This is a genomic window from Gynurincola endophyticus, from assembly GCF_003991195.1.
Classification (GTDB): Bacteria; Bacteroidota; Bacteroidia; order Chitinophagales; family Chitinophagaceae; genus Gynurincola; species Gynurincola endophyticus.
This window is the reverse complement of the sequence record NZ_RCWL01000001.1, coordinates 333,287-346,014: the sequence shown is the minus strand read 5'-3', so window position 1 is coordinate 346,014 and position 12,728 is coordinate 333,287. Positions and strand designations below refer to the sequence as shown.

The 12,728-nt window shown below is 39.0% G+C and carries 11 protein-coding genes; 5 read left to right on the top strand and 6 right to left on the bottom strand.

The features are described from left to right. Nucleotides 1-3 precede the first annotated feature (3 nt). Together nadC and D9O48_RS01500 are read right to left on the bottom strand one after the other, a co-directional pair. Nucleotides 4-858, bottom strand: a complete 855-nt coding sequence (gene nadC, locus D9O48_RS01505; RefSeq protein ID WP_126969879.1) for a carboxylating nicotinate-nucleotide diphosphorylase — start codon at nt 856-858, stop codon at nt 4-6. Between the two features lie 277 nt (nt 859-1,135). Then, nucleotides 1,136-1,528, bottom strand: a complete 393-nt coding sequence (locus tag D9O48_RS01500; RefSeq protein WP_126969877.1) for a DUF4783 domain-containing protein — start codon at nt 1,526-1,528, stop codon at nt 1,136-1,138. A gap of 109 nt (nt 1,529-1,637) precedes the next feature. Between D9O48_RS01500 and gpmI the strand changes: the two genes are divergently transcribed. The 5 genes from gpmI (at nt 1,638) to uvrC (ending at nt 7,695) form a co-directional block, all read left to right on the top strand. Continuing rightward, complete coding sequence (gene gpmI / locus D9O48_RS01495) at nt 1,638-3,164, top strand: 2,3-bisphosphoglycerate-independent phosphoglycerate mutase (RefSeq protein ID WP_126969875.1); 1,527 nt, start codon at nt 1,638-1,640, stop codon at nt 3,162-3,164. 126 nt (nt 3,165-3,290) lie between these two features. Next, nucleotides 3,291-3,869: an RNA polymerase sigma factor gene (locus D9O48_RS01490; protein WP_126969873.1), complete on the top strand. Its 579-nt coding sequence runs from the start codon at nt 3,291-3,293 to the stop codon at nt 3,867-3,869. A 16-nt stretch (nt 3,870-3,885) separates the two neighbouring features. Then, entirely contained in the window at nt 3,886-5,262 is a 1,377-nt protein-coding gene (locus D9O48_RS01485; RefSeq protein WP_126969871.1) for an outer membrane beta-barrel protein, read from the top strand. Nucleotides 5,263-5,317: 55 nt separating this feature from the next. Next, nucleotides 5,318-5,878 (top strand): hypothetical protein, encoded by a 561-nt coding sequence (locus D9O48_RS01480; RefSeq protein WP_126969869.1) that lies wholly within the window; start codon nt 5,318-5,320, stop codon nt 5,876-5,878. A gap of 5 nt (nt 5,879-5,883) precedes the next feature. After that, complete coding sequence (uvrC, locus tag D9O48_RS01475; RefSeq protein ID WP_126969867.1) at nt 5,884-7,695, top strand: excinuclease ABC subunit UvrC; 1,812 nt, start codon at nt 5,884-5,886, stop codon at nt 7,693-7,695. Between the two features lie 223 nt (nt 7,696-7,918). Here uvrC and porN read toward each other — a convergent pair whose 3' ends face one another. From porN to porK, 4 genes are all read right to left on the bottom strand, one after another. Then, on the bottom strand, nt 7,919-8,833 hold the full coding sequence (gene porN, locus D9O48_RS01470; protein ID WP_126969865.1) for a type IX secretion system ring subunit PorN/GldN: 915 nt from the start codon (nt 8,831-8,833) through the stop codon (nt 7,919-7,921). 27 nt (nt 8,834-8,860) lie between these two features. Beyond that, nucleotides 8,861-10,447: a type IX secretion system motor protein PorM/GldM gene (gene porM, locus D9O48_RS01465; RefSeq protein WP_126969863.1), complete on the bottom strand. Its 1,587-nt coding sequence runs from the start codon at nt 10,445-10,447 to the stop codon at nt 8,861-8,863. Between the two features lie 57 nt (nt 10,448-10,504). After that, nucleotides 10,505-11,278, bottom strand: a complete 774-nt coding sequence (gene porL / locus D9O48_RS01460) for a type IX secretion system motor protein PorL/GldL (protein WP_126969861.1) — start codon at nt 11,276-11,278, stop codon at nt 10,505-10,507. A gap of 85 nt (nt 11,279-11,363) precedes the next feature. Further along, on the bottom strand, nt 11,364-12,641 hold the full coding sequence (porK, locus tag D9O48_RS01455; RefSeq protein WP_126969859.1) for a T9SS ring complex lipoprotein PorK/GldK: 1,278 nt from the start codon (nt 12,639-12,641) through the stop codon (nt 11,364-11,366). Between the last annotated feature and the right edge of the window lie 87 nt (nt 12,642-12,728).

The window sequence follows — 12,728 nt, the reverse complement described above, 5'->3', positions numbered from 1 at the left end:
GTTTTAAACAATTACTGCTTTTAAACTCAGATCAAGGCTTTTTGCCTGATGAATTAATGCGCCGATACTAACATAATCAACACCGGTGGCTGCATAAGACTTGAGGTTATCAAGATTAATTCCACCACTTGCTTCGGTTTCAATAGTTCCATTAATTATTTTCAGGGCCGCTTCAATTTGTTCCGGTGTGAAATTATCCAACATAATTCTATCTACTTTACCGAAATTCACCACTTGCTCTACTTCCTCAATATTTCTGGTTTCTACTTCAATTTTTAGATGCGGATGATATTGTTGTACATAATCGTATGCTCTTTGAATAGCACTCTCAAGCCCTCCTGCATAATCGATATGATTATCTTTTAACATAATCATGTCGTACAATCCCATTCTGTGATTGACTCCTCCACCAATACGTACGGCTTCTTTTTCCAGTAACCTGAAGTTCGGAGTGGTTTTCCGTGTATCCAGAATCCGTGTTTTATAGCCTTCAATAGCTTTTACATACACATTCGTAAGCGTTGCAATTCCACTCATTCGCTGCATACAGTTCAGGGCAAGGCGCTCACATTGTAAGATGGTATGGATATGAGCTTCTACTTCAAAGGCAATTTCACCGTTTCTCATCACTTCTCCATCCATTTTATGCTGTATAAAACGGATAGAAGGATCGGTCATTTCAAAAATTCGTTTTGCCACCGAAACACCGGCAAGAATACCGTCCTGCTTTATTTTCAAAACAGCTTTTCCTTTCGCATCAGCCGGAATAGCAGATAAAGTGGAGTGGTCTCCATTACCAATATCTTCAGCTAAAGCCGATTGAATAAGATGATCTAATTGTTCCTGAAATGTTTGCATAAAACAAAGATAAGAAACCGGATAAAGAGAATGAAGAATTAATAATTAAGAGTTAAGAGTGGGAGAAATAGCCAGCATCGGTTAAATACCCCGCTCATCATTCTAAACTCTACATTTTCAATATCCTTAACTTCCTTCATCCCTAAATGGTTCAATTCGATTAACCAACTTAACTGAAATACGAAGAAAAATTACGAATAAGGGGGCAAGGGGTAAAATCAAAAGAGGCTGTTTCTTAACGAAACAACCTCTTCCGAATATCTCAATGGTAAACACTTTATTGCATCAATTCGAACCCGATTTCCTGTAACACCTGATCACCGGCTTTATTTTTCATAAAAAACTTAGCCCGGTAAGCCCCTATCGAGGTTTCAAGTGTACCCACACAAAACAAAGAGCCATCTTTATTCTCTCCTCTGTGTTTTACATCAAAAGACCTTACTTTATTAGAGTGGAAGAAATCTTTCAAAATCATTTCAGCCTGGCTTTTGCTGTAATTATCGCTTCTACCCGGTAGCGATACATCTACTCTTGCATCGAAATATTCAGAGAGTTTAGATGCATTACCTACTCGCATAGCCGAAATAACATCTTCGATTGAAATAGCTACCTGAAAAGAAAATAACCCTATCGAGATGGCCACCAAGGCCACCCCCAGCAACTTTTTCATGACTTTAACATTTTCTTTTCAAAGGCTAAAAACATGCCAAACTCCAATTCCAACACCTAAATAAATCCATTACATTTGTGTATCAATTAATAAACAATCCAATTCAGTTATGGCAGAAAATAAGGCGATTTTGATCATTATGGACGGTTGGGGATTAGGAAAAGTGCCTCAGGCAGATGCAATTAAGAATGCTCATACCCCTTTTGTTGATAGTTTATATACGAAGTATCCGAATACTACTTTAGTTACCTGTGGAGAAGCAGTGGGGTTACCTGACGGTCAGATGGGAAATAGTGAAGTAGGTCACCTTAACCTGGGAGCTGGAAGAATCGTTTATCAGGAATTGCAAAGAATCAATGTTGCTATCAGAGACGGTGAATTTCAGCAAAATGCACACTTGTTACAAAGTATTGAATACGCTAAGAATAACAATAAGCCGCTCCATCTGATGGGATTACTCAGTGATGGCGGTGTTCACTCACATATCAATCATCTGAAAGCGATTACAAGCCTTTGTGCACAAAAGGGCCTTACTAATGTATTTATACATGTTTTCACCGATGGCAGGGATACAGACCCTAAAAGCGGGTTAGGTTATGTAAAAGACTTAGAAAATCATTTACTGCTTACCACCGGTAAAATCGCTTCTATCACCGGAAGGTATTATGCAATGGACCGCGACAAACGTTGGGAACGGGTAAAACTTGCATACGATGCTATCGTAAACGGAGTAGGTACCCTGTCAACTGATCTTACCGCTTCTATTGAGGAAAATTACCGTCTTGCCGTTACCGACGAGTTTCTAAAACCGATCATTGCTGTAGATCATACCGGCCAGCCATTGGCTACACTGAAAGAAGGCGATGCATTGATTTGCTTTAACTTCAGAACAGACAGATGTCGTGAAATTTCGCAGGTATTAACACAGGAAGCATTTCCTGATTTTGGAATGAAACCGTTACTACTGCATTTCACCACAATGACCGATTACGATGAGAGTTTCAAAAATGTACATATCATTTTTGAAAATGATAACCTCAATAATACATTGGGTGAAGTACTGGCTCAGAACGGTAAAAAACAAATCCGTATAGCTGAAACAGAAAAGTATCCGCACGTATCTTTCTTTTTCAGCGGAGGCAGAGAAACGCCGTTTGAAGGAGAAAGCAGAATTCTGATAAACTCACCAAAAGTAAGTACTTATGACCTGAAGCCAGAAATGAGTGCTTTTGAAATTACGGATGCACTCATTCCTGAAATTGAAAATGAAACAGCAGATTTTATCTGCCTGAACTTTGCCAATGCTGACATGGTAGGCCATACAGGTATATGGGAAGCAGCCATCAAAGCAGTTCAAACAGTAGACACCTGTGTGGAACGAGTAGTAACTGCTGCCATCCAACATGGTTATACCGTATTTCTTACTGCTGATCATGGTAATGCAGACTATATGACGAATGGCGACGGTTCACCGAATACAGCACACACCCTTAATCTGGTTCCTTTGTTTTATATCAATAAAGCAGCATCCGGTACTATTAAACCTGGCAAACTCGGTGATATAGCTCCTTCCATTTTAACAGTAATGGGATTGCCTATTCCTAAAGAAATGACCGGAGAAATATTAGTAGGCTAATAATCAGTCAGTTAAATAACAACAATAGAATTAATTCAAAAGGGGCCCGAAAGGGCTCCTTTTTTAATGCCTTTTTCAGCTAAATGTCATGAATAATTTGTATATTTAAGAACAAGGCATATCTGCATGGATATACAAACCATCATACAAGGATGTTTACGTAATCAACCTGCTGCACAGAAAGAGCTGTATCATCTCTACAGTTCGAAAATGTTGTCGGTATGCTATAGATTTTCAATTAACCGACAGGATGCGGAAGATATGCTTCAGGAAGGTTTCATCCGCGTATTCAGTCAGATTCAAAGTTTTCAAAACAAAGGTTCTTTCGAGGGATGGGTTCGAAGAATTATTGTTCATACCTGTATCAATCATCTCAAGAAAAATAAAAAGTTCAACGACAATCTTCAGATTGAAGCTGCTTCTATGCGTTTAATGGTAGATGATGTTCCGTCTATTTTACAGGCCAAACAGGTTATCGACTGTATCAGAGTATTGCCGATAGGTTACAGAACCGTATTGAATTTATTCGCTATTGAAGGATATAATCATAAAGAGATTGCTGCCATGTTGGATATAGAAGAGAGCACCAGCCGGTCACAATACACCCGCGCGAAGCAGTTGCTGGCAACGATCCTTGAAAAAAGAAATATCATTATTCAAACTAAGAAAAACGGGCAATCACTTAATGTGGCTGTTTCGTCATAAAATTTGATTATGAAAGATGCATCAGGGATTTAACCAAAACGAATTTGAAAACTTTTTAAAAGAACATGCTGATGAGCATCGAATGTATCCTTCCGACAACGTTTGGAAGGGCATTTATCGCCATGTTCATTTGAAAGGCAAATGGCAATTGGGAATTCTGATACTTCTTTTTATTTCCACTATTATAGCTTTTAAACTCCAGACTCACAACCATCCATTCGGAAACAGAATTGTATCTAATCAGTTAGCTGAATATCATCCAAGCATCGGAGGCTGGGAAAATCTTTTTAATAAAACCTCCATCGCCCAATTTATAGAACAGGATTATCGTGATAAACTCCGTGAAGTAAACGCCGAATTGCAGCAACGTAAAGACGCTGCTATTGCAAGGTCTAAAGCCACTTCATCGGGAGAACCGCTGGCCGGTATTTACCTGTCAGGCAATAATACCCCTTATTCAGAAGAAAACATTTCTATACAACAATCGTTAACAACAACTTCCACCAAAATATTAGCGGTAGAAACAGCCGTTGAAAAGAATGTACTATCGCTTAAGAAAGCAGCGATTGTAAACACGCAAGAGCAATTTACCGGCAATAAAATAGCACAGCAGCGAATTGAACCGGTAGTATTAACAGACAAAGAACTGAAAGAAATTACAAAGAAGAATCGCAAAAACAGAATCAGCTGGCAATTATCCGCCATGCCTACCACCTCTTTCAGAAAACTATCAGAGCATAGCAGTAATCGCGGCTATATTCTGAATAACTTTCCCTTCCTGAATAACAATCCGGAGAAACTGGTGAGTCACAGACCGGCTATCGGACTTGAATTAGGCGTACACATGCTGTATAAACTGAACGATCAATTCAGAATCAGAACTGGCCTTCAGGTTAATTATAGTAAATATGATATTAATGCTTACAGCACCGGGCAGGTAGAACCGGTAAGAATATACCTGGAAGGTGCTCCCAGCAGAACTTATTACAGCTATTCAAGTTTACGAAACTTTGGAGGCGAAAAACCTGAACGGGTAACCAACCAATATTTTCAGTTAGCCATCCCGATCGGACTTGAATTTACTTTCTTAAAAAGAGATAATTTCGCTGTTACCGCAGCAGGTTCAATACAACCGAACTATCTGTTAAATGCAAACAGCTATCTCATATCTACCGATTTCAGAAACTACGCCAAAGCACCGGATCTTTTAAGAAAGTTCAATGCTTCAACCAGTGGTGAAGTTTTCGTTTCGTATGAAACAGGATCTACGCGCTGGCAGGTAGGACCGGTAGTACGTTACCAGCTCAACTCTTCATTTATCAAAGAATATCCTATTCGTGAGCACATCATCGAATATGGTTTTAAAATTGCTGTTACTAATATAATCCCATAACTAACTTTGCATTGATAAAGTGTTTTTTTAACTTTAATGGACATAACCATTAAAAATGAAACGATTTATTTATTTAGCCCTTTTGTTATCGTTTATAGCCTGTAAAAATCAACCGGAGAATACAGAAGAAAACAACGAATACCTGCGATTTGAAGATGCACTACAAAGCGATGTAGCACATTTAATGCAATACGGTTCTAATATTTTATATAAAAAATGGGAAAACCAGGTGCTTACTGACAGTATGTTTATTGACACCACCGGTTTTATCGACAAAATAAAAGACCTTTGGCTCGAAGAAATGCAAGCTGAAAACTTTGCTAAACTATTTCAGGAAGTGCCTGTTGTAGATGAAGCAAGCAATCAGATTCACTTTCACTATCTTGCCAAAATCAAAAACTCCAAACTTGCTGAAGTAAAAGTGATTACTGCTCCTAATAAACAACAGGAATATGTTATTACCACTGTAATGTTTGAAATATCAGATGCAGACAAAACACAGAAGGTGATGTGGAAACTGCAGGAGATGATTCAAATTATCACTCAATACAAAAATGGAGATGGAAAAGTGACTGTAGAAGAATTGATTTGGGAACCGTCCTTATTTTTTGAGTAAACAATATGCAACCTTTAGATTTTCAAAATATTCAATCAACCATTCCGACGCATCCCGGAATTTATAAATATTACAACCAGGAGAATGAATTGATTTATGTAGGTAAAGCTAAAAACCTGCGTAAAAGGGTGAGCTCTTACTTCAACAAAACTTTTACTAATTATAAAACACACGAATTAGTAAAACGGATTCACCATATCGAATTTACCATTGTAGACACCGAACAGGATGCATTTTTACTGGAAAATTCGCTGATTAAACAATATCAGCCAAAATATAACATCAATCTTAAAGACGATAAAACTTATCCGTTTATAGTCATTAAGAATGAACATTTCCCAAGAGTATTTTTAACCCGGAATAAAATTCCCGATGGTTCTGAATACCTTGGCCCTTTTACGAGTGTGGGAAATGTAAGGGAAATGATCAACTTCATCAAACAGCAGATTCCGCTGAGAACCTGTAAACTGAATTTGAGTCCGGCTAATATTGCCAAAAAGAAGTATAAAGTCTGTTTAGAATATCATCTGGGCAACTGTAAAGGCCCTTGCGAATCATTGCAAACGGAAGAGGATTATAAAGAAGGACTCTTACAAATCAGAAATATTCTGAAAGGAAACTTACAGCCGGTAATTCATCACTTCAGGCAGGAAATTCAGGAAGCTGTTCAGGATTTAAAATTTGAACGCGCCGCTATTATTCAGAAGAAAATTGATCAGCTGGAAAACTATCAGGCTAAGTCGATAGTAGTTTCCAACAGAAGCCTTACTGCAGACGTATTTTCATTATTGAGGGAAGGTGACCTGGCTTATGTAAACTATCTGATGGTTCAAAACGGTACGATTGTACAAACCCACACCAGCCCATTAGAAACCCATTTAGATGAGTCTGACGAAGAAGTATTAAGCTTCGCCATTGCACAGTTAAGAACTACATTTAATAGCCTGGCAAGAGAAATTATCATTCCTTTTGAAATCGAGTATGCGGAAGAAGGAATAGAACTTACAGTGCCAAAAGGCGGTGACAAAAAAAAATTACTTGATTTGTCACTGAAGAATGTGAACTACTTTATCAATGAAATAAAGAAAAAGAAAATACTATTACTGGAAGGAAAAGATGACTTTCAGATTAAACAAATTTTGTATCAACTACAGCGCGACCTGCAGTTACCGGAAGTGCCGGTACACATAGAGTGTTTTGATAACTCAAACTTTCAGGGCGCGTTTCCGGTTTCTGCGATGGTTTGTTTTAAGAACGGAATTCCCAGTAAAAAAGATTATCGACATTTTAATGTTAAAACAGTAGAAGGCATTAATGACTTTGCGACCATGAAAGAGGTCGTTTACAGAAGGTATAAACGTTTAAAAGATGAAAATGAGCCCTTTCCTCAGTTGGTGATAATTGACGGAGGTAAAGGACAGCTGGGGGCTGCACTGGAAGCGATCAGAGAGTTGGAACTAATAGGTGAAATGACCATTGTCGGACTGGCAAAAAACGAAGAGGAGATATTTTTTCCAGGCGATAAGGAATCATTAAAACTGGACTATAGAAGTGAGAGCCTGAAGCTGATCAGAAGGATCCGTGATGAAGTACACCGTTTTGGGATTACGTTTCACCGTCAGAAAAGAAGTAAAGGAACTTTCAGAAATGAGCTGGAAGAGATCAGCGGAATCGGTGATAAAACAGCGACAGAGTTATTGAAGCGCTTTAAATCGGTTAAAGGAGTACGTGAAGCCACAAAAGAGGCATTGATTGAACTGATAGGGTTATCGAAAGCTTCTATTGTATATGATCACTTTCATGGGGAAAAAAAATAAGGGGCCAGATAGAAATCCGGCCCCGCTTTTAAAATCCAATATCCTATGAAAAACCGATGTAAAAATAACGTTTTAAACAAATTAAACAATACCTGCTACTGGGTATTTTGAGCTAATTTACTTGACATAAATCAATAAAATATAATTAACTAACAATCTGATGTTTACACATAAAAAAAGCCCGCTATATAGCGGGCTTTTAATGTTATATTTTTTAACGGGATTAATATTCCCATAAATCCTGTTCGTAATTAAAGATTTTCTCTTTGATATTTTCGCCTTCTAAAAGAGCGAGAATCGGATCCTTCACATAGCTTCTGATGAAAAGGTCGTTCGGGTTGTTGATAGTAGATTTGATAATTCTGCTAGCGAACATACGTGATTCAAACAGTTCTTCCCAGGTCATTCTTGCACCATAGTTCATACCATTATAAACTTCGTGGCGGGAGAATTCGTTTCTTAAATCAGGGTAGTATACCCAGAACAGCGGAAGAACATCACGGAACGAGCCATCTTCGTTGTAAACTGATTTTAAAGGAGCAATTCCTAAAATTCTAACGTGCATTCTGGACGATTCTTTGTCGAAGATCCAGTCTTCTTTTACCCAATAACGTTCAACTTTATCAGGATCGAAGTCGTCGGTGATAGTGGTATCACGCATTAAACCCAGTGAGCCGTCAGGATCATTAGCATAATCCGGAATCTGGATGCTACGAGGTTTGGAAGTGAGGCTTTCTGCTACTTCTGCTAAAGTTAAAGGAGTAGTAAAGCGGTCATCTACCGGTGAGAAAGCGGTAATACCATTGTTTTTAATAGCATTCAACAGGATGTTGATGAAACGTTGGTTACCTAAATCACTATCAGCTTTATAAACGAATGGAAGATTCATTTTTTCGTGCACATCGATTTCGCGCCAGATTCTTTGCATATAAACGGCATCGTCTTCACGGATGTGTTCATAAGCCAAAGGCACGCGGTCTTTAACGAGGTTGCGTTCGATAGCGTTATCGTTGCGCAAAGATCGTTTGATCTCCGGAATAACTAAACCGGAAGTATCTGCAGTTTGCGCCTGCGCAAAACCAAAGCCCATCAAAAGAGCTGTTGTACACAAACTGTTTCTTATCATTCGATTAAACATTGCTATGTCTTTTAAATGCTATTAGAATTATTTTAATGTGAAGATGATACCAGGCAGTGTTCTGTTTCTGCCATCAGGACCAACTACCACAATTTCTTCGATGAAAACTTTTGAACCCGGACCGGTGCGGCTGATTAAGTTAGCTGCATTACCGCTCCAACGGTTACCCTGGTTTTGAGCTTCTGCGTACAACTGTACCGGGCCACCCTGAACACCAACTTTGTAGCTTACCACTTTAAAAGGTGCTTCAAAATCAGAATCTTCGAGACGGGCAATAACGGCACCCATTGCTTTGAACTCTGCAGAAGGCATATCACCACCTCTTTTACCGCCTACGAATACTGCAGGGTCAGGTAAAGTTTTGATACGCATCGGGAAAGAGTATGTTTTGCCGTTAGCGGTTACTTTAATTTCAGACAATCCCTGTTTCGAAGGAACTGCGATATAGCGATCACCTGAAACTTTCTTTAAAGTACCGTTATCGAACGCTACGCTTACTTTCTCGCTACCGGTGCTACCACCAGAGATGGTTAAAGGATTCTCCACACCAATATACAATACGTTCATTTTTTCTAAGAAAACTGACGCACCTGAAGGAACACCAACTGTGTAAACGATTTCTTTGTTTACAGGTACTTTAGTACCATCAGGTTTAGTATACATAATCGTTACCGGAACTTTATGAACACCCGGAGAACCTGCTTTAAACTTATAGTTAGCAGTACCGTCAGCATTCAGGTTTTGTTTAGCACCATTGATGGTGATTTCAGGCAATGCGGCCTTACTAAATGCTCCGATACCGGCAGTAATTTCAATTTCATCACCTTGTAGTGCGTAAGTAGTGGATGGTTGTGCAATTACTTTAAACTCATCGTATACTACTTTTACCGAACCAACCTGAGCGTGACAATAATCTGCTACCATTGCTTCAGCATTTTTCAAGTCATTCTGAATTTTACTCAGAATAGTTACTGCAGCAACAGTAGGGGTCATTTTGAAATAGGTGGCAGTCCACCCTTTCGCATCATTGGAATAGTTATTGGCAGATTTAGATTGCGGTACATTCACATCAACCGGGAATGATTTGGTCATTTGTTCGATATCTTTCACGTATTGATTGTAGAAAGACTGGTTATCTTTGAATTCATTCGGATCAAAGATACTCATCATATCTGCCTTATATTTCACTAACTGATCGTATAATTCTGTACCTTTTCCCTGATTCTCCATGATCATAGTTGGAGTATTCAGGTCAGATTCTTTATAGCTTTCGGTACCGTCTTCATTGATACGTAAACCTGAACCTTTTTTCATTTCGGTTTTTAGTTCTTCCAGTTTAGCATATAAATCGTCGGTTAATTTTTTTGCAGCTTCAGCTTTAGGTGCCCATTCAGCTGCTTTAGCTTTTGTTTGAGGATCTTCTAATTTGGTTTTAAAAGATTCGTATGTCAACGCATTTTTTTCGTCGATGACGGTGTTAGAGTTATTGATCGCTTTGTCTACCGTTTTGAAAGCGTTCAATACTTCGGCAGATACATTCAGCGCCAACATTGCTGTTAACACTAAATACATCATATTGATCATCTTCTGCCTAGGTTCTTTAGGTAGAGCCATGTATTGTAAGATTTCTTAATGAACAATTTGGTTTTTCACAGTTTAGGTGGAAATGGATTATGAACGTCCTTGCATAGCGTTTAACATATTGCCATAAACAGTATTCAGGCTGGTTAAGTTTTTCGCTAGTTTAGCAATTTGTTCATGAGCTTGTTTAGCATCATCTACGCTGGTTTGCATAGCCTGAGATGCCTGTACAAGATTTCCATAGAAACTGTTCATTGCTTTCAAATGGTTGTTAGTGTCTTGTAATTCTAACTCATAAATAGCATTTAATGAGCCTAAGTTTTTACTTAACACCTGTACCTGCTCGTGGAACTGTTTAGTACTATCTGCAGCCTGGTTAAACTGGCCGATCGTATTTGCAGCGCCCTGATAGCTGGTTTTAAGGGTATCTAATGCCTGAGTAGCTTCTTTAGTTTTAGCAGAGTAGTCGCTGGTTGATTTTAATACATCACCAACATCAGAGATTTTCTCAACGGTAGTGCCTAACTTCTTGAAGCTGTCACTTAATTTAGTCAGGTTTGCAGGAGTAATATCTGCTTCCTGTAACATTTTATCCATTTTATCGAGCGCAGGGTTTCCACCGGCCTGTGCACCACTAATCATTTTAGGTAATGCTTCAGCTACAGATGCCATAGGATCTTCGTGCGGAGGAACGATTGCATAACAAATGAAGATGAACGCCTCTGTTAACAATCCGATTGTTAACATCAGGTTGGCTGCAGGTTGCGTGGTAATTTTCATCCACGCACCAACGATAACAACTGCTGCACCGAGACAAACGATAACATTTAATATTCTGTCGGTTCTTTTTGAGCTACCAGCCATAAATTAATTTTTTGTTGTTTAGATATTAGTTTTAAAAGGGCTAAGACGTTTTTTAAAGACGTTCGTTTTAGTTTTTCATATATAATTATTTACCCATTGGCGGTAAATCGATAACACAGCGGAAACCAATATAAGATTTAGCAGTATCCATGTATTCGTACGCACGTGCACTGGTTTGCAGCATAAATCCTGCATCTTTCCAGCTACCACCGCGAATTACTTTACGTTTCATACGTGGAGGGTCAGCTTTTGTAGCGTTGTAGCGAATATCCGGGTTCATATCATGCTGGAAGTTGTAAGCTCCTTCGTAGTAAAGAGAACTTGTCCACTCAGCAACGTTACCTGCCATACAATATAAACCGAAGTCATTAGGCCAGTAAGCATCTGCTTTTACAGTGTAGAAACCACCGTCTTCAGGATAGTTACCTCTGCCTGGTTTGAAGTTTGCCAATAAACAACCTTCTCTGTTTCTTAAATAATATCCACCCCAAGGGAACATAGACTGAGAACGGCCGCCTCTTGCAGCGTATTCCCACTCAGCTTCTGTTGGTAAACGGAAATCACTTTCTGTTACCTGATTTTTAGACTCTCTGAAAGAGTTCATATAGTTTGTTCTCCATTCTGCGAAAGCAGTAGCCTGCTTCCAGGTTACCCCAACAACCGGATAATTACCATAAGCGGGGTGAGCAAAATAGCGCTTGGTCATTGGCTCGTTGTAAGAATAAGAGAAGTCTCTCATCCACACTAACGTATCTGGATAAATAGCGATATCATCTTTTGAAATAAACTGAGAAGCAGATTTTCCGGCGTTTTCACGCTTAGAAGCTTCCTTCAGGTCGAAAGTTTCGGAGTGATAAATCAAAGCTGCTGCGTTAATTCCTTTTTTACCGAAAATGCGGCTTTCAGGAGACAACATCATTTGATCAACTTTCTCAATGGTAGACTTATCGTCCCATTTAATAGTTTTAGCTTTCGGCCAGTCAATTACAAAAACACCGTCCACTTCTTTACCATATTGTAATAAAGTGGCAGCAATGGAGTCTCTCACCCAGTAAACGAACTGGCGGTACTCATTATTCGTAATTTCTGTAGCGTCCATCCAAAATCCATTGATTGACACTTGTTTGTTGCGAGCAGTGTAGGCATAGTTTACATCTTCGTCGCTTGGTCCCATATGAAAGGTACCAGGTGGGATATACACCATGCCCGGAGGCTTGGCCATTTGATATCTGTTGCCTGGAGCCACCCCATGCAGTTGACCATCGTTAGGAAGGGTACTTCCTTTCGACGACTTGCCTAATTTACCACAACCTGTAGCAACTACCAGCATACAAAGTGTTGCTAAGACGGATAGGTTTTTCATAAACATTTTATTAAAGGGTATTGGGCAAAAATACTGTTTTACCAACTTCATCACAAGTTTAGAATTTATTAATAAAGCTATATTTCG

Excerpts from the sequence above, each read along its gene's own strand:
- nadC (WP_126969879.1), bottom strand. The coding sequence starts at position 858 with ATGCAAACATTTCAGGAACAATTAGATCATCTTATTCAATCGGCTTTA.
- D9O48_RS01500 (WP_126969877.1), bottom strand. The coding sequence starts at position 1,528 with ATGAAAAAGTTGCTGGGGGTGGCCTTGGTGGCCATCTCGATAGGGTTA.
- gpmI (WP_126969875.1), top strand. The coding sequence starts at position 1,638 with ATGGCAGAAAATAAGGCGATTTTGATCATTATGGACGGTTGGGGATTA.
- D9O48_RS01490 (WP_126969873.1), top strand. The coding sequence starts at position 3,291 with ATGGATATACAAACCATCATACAAGGATGTTTACGTAATCAACCTGCT.
- D9O48_RS01485 (WP_126969871.1), top strand. The coding sequence starts at position 3,886 with ATGCATCAGGGATTTAACCAAAACGAATTTGAAAACTTTTTAAAAGAA.
- D9O48_RS01480 (WP_126969869.1), top strand. The coding sequence starts at position 5,318 with ATGAAACGATTTATTTATTTAGCCCTTTTGTTATCGTTTATAGCCTGT.
- uvrC (WP_126969867.1), top strand. The coding sequence starts at position 5,884 with ATGCAACCTTTAGATTTTCAAAATATTCAATCAACCATTCCGACGCAT.
- porN (WP_126969865.1), bottom strand. The coding sequence starts at position 8,833 with ATGTTTAATCGAATGATAAGAAACAGTTTGTGTACAACAGCTCTTTTG.
- porM (WP_126969863.1), bottom strand. The coding sequence starts at position 10,447 with ATGGCTCTACCTAAAGAACCTAGGCAGAAGATGATCAATATGATGTAT.
- porL (WP_126969861.1), bottom strand. The coding sequence starts at position 11,278 with ATGGCTGGTAGCTCAAAAAGAACCGACAGAATATTAAATGTTATCGTT.
- porK (WP_126969859.1), bottom strand. The coding sequence starts at position 12,641 with ATGAAAAACCTATCCGTCTTAGCAACACTTTGTATGCTGGTAGTTGCT.